This is a genomic window from Methylobacterium sp. CCH5-D2 (assembly GCF_001556475.1).
GTDB lineage: Bacteria > Pseudomonadota > Alphaproteobacteria > Rhizobiales > Beijerinckiaceae > Methylobacterium > Methylobacterium hispanicum.
The window spans coordinates 1-2,725 of sequence record NZ_LSIX01000245.1 but is presented as its reverse complement, the minus strand read 5'-3'; the positions used below and the strand labels follow the sequence as shown (position 1 = coordinate 2,725).

Sequence of the window (2,725 nt, the reverse complement as noted above, 5' to 3'; positions counted from 1 at the left end):
GCGCGCCGACATGATCGTCATGGGCGCCTACCATCACGCCCGGGTCCGCGAATTCTTCTTCGGAGGCGTCACACGAGCCCTCCTGCGCAACAGCCCCGCACCTCTCTTCCTCAGCCACTGAGCGCTCCCGCGCGGCGGGGGCGCCGACCCCGGCGGGCCGGTTGAACATTCCCGGAGGCTTGAATGGGCACGCGCATCTTTCGCGACCGCGCGGAGGCGGGGCGCGAACTCGCAAGCCATCTCGCGGGCTACGCCGGACGCCGGGACGTCGTCGTCCTGGCGCTTCCCCGCGGCGGGGTCCCGGTGGCGGCCGAGGTGGCGCGGGCCCTCGCCGCGCCCCTCGACGTCTTCGTCGTGCGCAAGCTCGGCGTCCCGGGGCACGAGGAGCTCGCGATGGGTGCGATCGCGACCGGCGGCGTGCGCGTCCTCAACGACGAGGTCGTCGCTTCCCTCAAGATCCCGCCCTACCTGATCGAGCGTGTCGCCGCGCAGGAGCGCGAGGAGCTGGATCGCCGCGAGCGGCTCTACCGGGGCGGCCGTCCGCCCGCGGAGGTCCGGGGCCGCGCGATCATCCTCGTTGACGACGGGCTGGCCACCGGCGCCACGATGCAGGCCGCGATCCGGGCAATCCGGAAGCGCGGGCCGGGGCGGATCGTCGTGGCCGTGCCGACCGCCGCGCGCAGCACCGCCGCGCGCCTGGAGAGCGAGGCCGACGAGGTGGTCTGCGCCGTTCGGCCGGAGCCCTTCTGGGCGGTGGGAGCCTCCTACGAGGATTTCGAGCAGACGAGCGACGACGAGGTGCGGCGCCTGCTCGGGCGTGCCCAGGCGCCCGCCCCCGACCTTGAGGCTGGGGCGGCGACCGACGCGGCCCTCGTCGCACGCCTGAAGGCGTGCGCGACCCGCCTGGACGGGTCGGCGGGCGACTACGATCCGCTCCTCGGCCTGATCGGCGAGGCCCGGTTCGTTCTGCTGGGGGAGGCGTCGCACGGCACGCACGAGTTCTATAGCGAGCGGGCCGCGATCACCGCGCGCCTGATCCGGGAGAAACGCTTCACGGCGGTGGCGATCGAGGCCGACTGGCCCGATGCGTGGCGGGTGAACCGCTATGTCCGCGGCGACAGCGACGATCTCGATGCGACCGAGGCGCTGGCCGGCTTCCGCCGCTTCCCGACCTGGATGTGGCGCAACACGGAGATGGTCGCGTTCGTCGAGTGGCTGCGCACGTACAATCGGGATTTGCCGGCCTCCGAGCCCAAGGTCGGCCTCTACGGCATCGACCTGTACAGCCTGCGCGCTTCGATGAAGGCGGTGATCCGCTGTCTCGCGGCCGTGGATCCGGCGGCGGCCGAGGCGGCGCGCACCCGCTACGCCTGCTTCGACCGGTTCGGCGAGAGCGGCCAGGTCTACGGCTTCATGACCGGCCTGAAGGGCGTCGGCTCCTGTCAGGAACCGGCGATGGCCCAGCTGCTCGCCCTGCAGCGGCGCATGGCGGACACCCTGTCGTGGAGCGGAAGCACCGACCGGGAGGAGCTGTTCAACGCCGAGCAGAACGCGCGCGTCGTCCGGAGCGCCGAGGCCTACTACCGCACGATGTTCCTCGCCGAGGTCTCCTCCTGGAACCTACGCGACCGCCACATGGCCGACAGCCTGGAGGCGCTGATCGCGCATCCGGAGCGGCGGGGGGAGCCTGCGAAGGTCGCCGTCTGGGCGCACAACTCGCATCTCGGCGACGCCCGCGCGACGCAGATGGGCGCGCGCGGCGAACTCAACCTCGGGCAGCTCATGCGCGAGCGCCACGGCGCCGCGGTCTTCAACGTCGGCTTCACCACCTTCTCCGGCACCGTGACGGCGGCCTCGGACTGGGACGCGCCGGCCGAGCGCAAGCGCGTCCGGCCCGCCCTGCCGGACAGCTACGAGGCGCTCTTTCACGCGCTCGGCCCCGGCCGCTTCTTCCTGTCGCTGGCCCCGGGCAGCGAGGCGGCGCGGCTGCTCGGGGCGGCGCGCGGCGAGCGGGCGATCGGGGTCATCTACCGTCCGGACACCGAACGGCGGAGCCACTACTTCGAGGCGCGCCTGCCCGAGCAATTCGACGCGATCCTGCACTTCGACGAGACGCGCGCGGTGACGCCCCTTGAGCGCACGGCCGGTTGGGAGGCGGGCGAGGTTCCGGAGACCTTCCCGGTCGGCCTGTAGGGCCGAAGCGCACCGCCGGCACCACGCTGACGAGGAGGCTGAGGTGAGTTCCCTGGACGTCCCCGGCGAGCAAGAGGTGACGATACCGGCCGGCAGCGCGACCCTGGCCGCTACGCTCCGCGCCCCCCTCGGAGCACGCGCCGTCGTGCTGTTCGCGCACGGCTCCGGCAGCGGTCGCTTCAGCCCGCGCAACCGGAGCGTCGCGCAGATGCTGAACGCGGCAGGATTCGTCACCGTCCTGGCCGACCTGCTGACTGCAGCGGAGGAGACGATCGACCGCCGGACCTGCCATCTGCGCTTCGACATCGCGCTCCTGGCCGTGCGGCTCGGTGCCGTCGCCGAATGGGTCCAGCGCCGGCCGGAGCTGGGCGCCTTGCCGCGGGGCTATTTCGGGGCCAGCACTGGCGCGGCGGCCGCCCTCTTCGCGGCGGCCGCGCACCCGGACGCGGTCGGCGCCGTCGTGTCGCGCGGCGGCCGTCCCGATCTGGCAGCCTCCGCCCTGCCCCTGGTCCGCGCCCCGACGCTCCTGCTC

3 protein-coding genes are annotated in these 2,725 nt (G+C 73.2%); all 3 read left to right on the top strand.

The window, feature by feature from the left end; all coding sequences use genetic code 11:
- Nucleotides 1-121: universal stress protein (locus tag AX737_RS31890; protein WP_197430478.1), on the top strand; the 121-nt coding region annotated here is incomplete at its 5' end.
- Between the two features lie 62 nt (nucleotides 122-183).
- Complete coding sequence (locus tag AX737_RS06410) at nucleotides 184-2,193, top strand: erythromycin esterase family protein (RefSeq protein ID WP_066919953.1); 2,010 nt, start codon at nucleotides 184-186, stop codon at nucleotides 2,191-2,193.
- A 43-nt stretch (nucleotides 2,194-2,236) separates the two neighbouring features.
- Nucleotides 2,237-2,725 (top strand): hypothetical protein (locus AX737_RS06405; protein WP_156453558.1); only part of this gene is annotated, 489 nt, incomplete at its 3' end.

Bases quoted from the DNA above. Each gene is read 5' to 3' on its own strand.
- AX737_RS06410 (WP_066919953.1), top strand. From the start codon at position 184: ATGGGCACGCGCATCTTTCGCGACCGCGCGGAGGCGGGGCGCGAACTC.